Origin of the sequence: Clostridium coskatii (assembly GCF_001675205.1) — a bacterium.
Taxonomy (GTDB): Bacteria; Bacillota; Clostridia; order Clostridiales; family Clostridiaceae; genus Clostridium_B; species Clostridium_B ljungdahlii.
This window is the reverse complement of sequence record NZ_LROR01000060.1, coordinates 1-934: the sequence shown is the minus strand read 5'-3', so window position 1 is coordinate 934 and position 934 is coordinate 1. Positions and strand designations below refer to the sequence as shown.

At 34.2% G+C, this 934-nt stretch carries 2 protein-coding genes and 1 pseudogene; all 3 read left to right on the top strand.

Translation table 11 applies throughout. The features are described 5' to 3' along the window. Positions 1-290 (top strand): cobalamin B12-binding domain-containing protein (locus CLCOS_RS15400; protein WP_193756607.1); only part of this gene is annotated, 290 nt, incomplete at its 5' end. 88 nt (positions 291-378) lie between these two features. Further along, positions 379-702, top strand: a complete 324-nt coding sequence (locus tag CLCOS_RS15395; RefSeq protein ID WP_242867068.1) for a uroporphyrinogen decarboxylase family protein — start codon at positions 379-381, stop codon at positions 700-702. Between the two features lie 96 nt (positions 703-798). Next, positions 799-934 (top strand): annotated as a pseudogene (locus tag CLCOS_RS22845) (methyltetrahydrofolate cobalamin methyltransferase); the annotation flags it as partial.

Sequence of the window (934 nt, the reverse complement as noted above, 5' to 3'; positions counted from 1 at the left end):
TTGACGTAAAAGACCTTGGAGTTGATGTACCTACATCAAAATATATTGAAGCTATAAAACAATATAAGCCTAAGGTAATAGGAATATCTTGTCTTTTAACTACTTGCTTTGATAACGTAAAACAATGTATAAAGGAAATAGAAGATGCAGGACTTAGAAAGGATTTGAAGATTCTAGTTGGAGGTGGCCCTGTAGACGAGGCAGCAGGAAAATACATGGGTGCAGACTTAGTTTGCAAAGATGCACAGCAAACAGTAGATTTCTGTAAAAAAGCTATGGGGGTAAAGTAAGTTGATTTCTCTCCTAAGCTGTGGGAGCGCTTTGTATGGAAATATATTAAGGAAACAGCAGATGCCATTATAGAAGAAGGCGCTGTATGTGCGTGCCATTCATTGTGATGGAAACTGGGAACGTGATCTTAGTTACTTCAAGGATTTTCCAAAGGGAAAAGTTATATTTGAAACAGATGGTATGACGGATATTTATAAGATAAAGGAGGTACTTGGAAGCACTGTATGCATTAAAGGAGATGTACCTGCAGCAAAACTTGTACTTAGCACTCCTGATGATATTTATAGTTACAGTAAAAAGCTTATTGATGATATGGGTACAGGATTTATTCTAGCTAGTGGATGCTCAATACCTCCAAATGCAAAAGTTGAAAATGTAAAAGCAATGATTTCTGCAGCTACAGGCAGGTAAAAAAAATAATTATTATAAGTTAAATTGTAAATGTTTTAATTAAAGTGTTTATTAGGAAATTATGAAAATCAGGTAAAAATAGAAGGAGGTTGAAGTATGTTAATTATAGGAGAATTAATAAATACAAGCAGGAAGCTTATACGTGAAGCTGTAGAAAAAAAAGATGGAAACTACATACAGGAAATTGCAAAAAAACAAGAAGAAGCAGGGGCAACTTATATAGATGTAAACT